2 protein-coding genes and 1 pseudogene are annotated in these 2,228 nt (G+C 74.7%); 2 read left to right on the forward strand and 1 reads right to left on the reverse strand.

From position 1 onward, the window contains the following. Positions 1–579: alpha/beta hydrolase (locus NBZ85_RS30515; protein ID WP_264762510.1), on the forward strand; the 579-nt coding region annotated here is incomplete at its 5' end. Positions 580–615: 36 nt separating this feature from the next. Here NBZ85_RS30515 and NBZ85_RS30520 read toward each other — a convergent pair. Continuing rightward, positions 616–1,275: an HD domain-containing protein gene (locus tag NBZ85_RS30520; protein WP_261559598.1), complete on the reverse strand. Its 660-nt coding sequence runs from the start codon at positions 1,273–1,275 to the stop codon at positions 616–618. A 205-nt stretch (positions 1,276–1,480) separates the two neighbouring features. Between NBZ85_RS30520 and NBZ85_RS30525 the strand changes: the two are divergent. After that, positions 1,481–2,228: pseudogene (locus NBZ85_RS30525) on the forward strand (hypothetical protein); the annotation flags it as partial.

Genomic DNA, 2,228 nt, shown 5'->3' on the forward strand with positions numbered 1-2,228 from the left:
CCGCGGGGCCCCGTCGCGACTCCCGTGCGGCCGCCCGCCCGCGCCACCGTCGCCCGCCGCGACATCCGGGCCACGATCGCGGCCCTGCCCGGCCGGGGCGAGGACCCGGCGGTCTTCGACGCGCTCGCCGACCGGCTGGCGCTCGACGGCTACCTGCTCACCGTCGTCCCCGACGGCGGTAACCGGGTGTCGGCCCTCGTCGAGTGCCGGGTCCCGGGTGCGCCGTTCGTGCTACTCGGCTCCGACACCGGCGCACTGGCGGCATTGGCGATGGTCGGCTCGCCCGCGGTGCGCCCCGACGGCCTGGTCCTGCTCAGCCTGCCCCTGCTGCACCTGCCCGTGGCCGGCCTGCCCGTCGAGGAGCCTTCCCCGCGCGCCCTGCCCGACCTGCCCATCCTGCTGATACACGGCGCCGACGACGAGGTCAGCCCGCTGCCCCTGGTGCGCATGACGACCCGGACCGCGCCGCGCGCCGAACTCGACGTGGTCCTCGGGGGCCACGACGTGCTCACCGGACCGGGCCGGCGCTGCGTCGCGGCGCGCACGGTGCTGTTCCTGGAGTCCCTCCTGGACGCCTGATGGGAGCTACCGGGTCGCCGTAGGGCAGGCAGGCCGTCAGGCCAGCAGGTACCTGCGGCGCACCGCCTCGTCGATCATGATGCGGACGTACTCCCACAGCGCCGGCGAGCCGTCCTCGATGGTCTTCTGGTGGGCCAGCACGTCCGCCCGGGTCACCCCGTGCGGACGCCAGGTGCTCCCACCGGTGTAGAAGTTCAGCAGCAGTGGCTGGACCCGGTCGAGCGCGCGGGCGAACCGGGCGTCGGGGGTGCGCCGGGCCTCGAACTCGTCCCACAGCGCCCGCAGCTCGTCCGCCTGGTCGCGGGGAAGCTGCGGGAACAACCGGTCGGCGGCGGCGCGCTCACGTTCGGCCTGACCGGCGGCGGCCTGGGTGTCATACAGGAACGTGTCGCCCGCGTAGACCTCCACCAGATCGTGGATCAGCAGCATCCGGAGGACGCGCCCCTGGTCGACCTCCACCGCCGCGTACTCGCCGAGCACGACGGCGAGCATCGCCAGGTGCCAGGAATGCTCCGCGTCGTTCTCCCGCCGGGACAGGTCGATCAGGTGGCTCTGCCGCAGCACCGACTTGAGCTGGTCAATCTCCAGCAGGAACGCGATCTGCCGGGTGAGGCGCGGGTCGGTGACTCCCGCGGGCGGCTCGACCGGCCGCGCCGCCGGGTCCGCCGGCCCCTCGGTGACGGGGATCGTCGACACGTCGCTCCTCGCTGCTCGCCCGCGCTGCGACCACCGACGATACGGCCGTTCACGCGGGTTTTGCGCTGGCCGGCCGATCGATCGGCATCTGCCTGGATGTTCGTCACGACCCTCTGCGTCAACTCCTCCGCATTTCCGGCCCGCCTCGGACAGGGGTCTCACTTGGAGTAACCAGATCTGCGGGGTACGCGTACGCTCGGTGACTGTGACGGTTGTAGTGTCGCCGCCGCCTGCTCCCAGCAGGGGGCCGGATGCACGGCGCCGCGGGCGCGTCCGGCGACGGCGCGAGGGCGGCGAACCCGGGGCGCCGGTCCCGCCCCGCACCGGCTGGGTCGTCCGGGCGGCGCGGCTGGCGCGGACCGTCGCCGCTCGCTGCGATGCCGGCGTCCGGCTGCTCGGGCTGCTCGGCGTGCTCGTCGTCGCGCTGGCGCTGTTCGGCTTGACCCTGCGCGGCGTCGTCGCCCACCGTCTCGATGCCACCGACGATCTGGTCACCTGGCAGGGGCGGGCGTTGGCCACGGCCCAGGAGCTGCGTGCCGCGCTGTCCCAGGCGGACGCCGCCGCCGCCGCCGAGGTGTTCGCCCCCATCGAGCTGCTGGTTGACAAGGGTGAGCCGGTAGCCGAGCTGCGGGCCCGCTACGACGGGATCAAGGCCGGCAAACCGTTCGAGACGAGCGTGGCCGAGGCGGCCCGCGACGTCCTCGACCTGCGCCGCCTCGACCCGAGGCTGTGCGCCACGGATCCGGACCCCCGACTCGGGCTCCCCGTCCCGGACCCGGCGGCTGTGGCGGGAGACAGCAGCGGCAGTGGCGGTGGCGACGACGGGTCCGACTTCGCGATCGCCGGAGACGGGCCGGCCGACGGGGCGGACCAGGCTGGCGGGATGGAGCCGCCCTGGTCCGAAACCGGGGATGCGCGTGCGCCCGGGGCCGCGGGCGGGCCCGGGGCCGGGG

Origin of the sequence: Frankia tisae, assembly GCF_025403405.1 — a bacterium.
In the GTDB taxonomy this organism is placed as follows: Bacteria; Actinomycetota; Actinomycetes; order Frankiales; family Frankiaceae; genus Frankia; species Frankia tisai.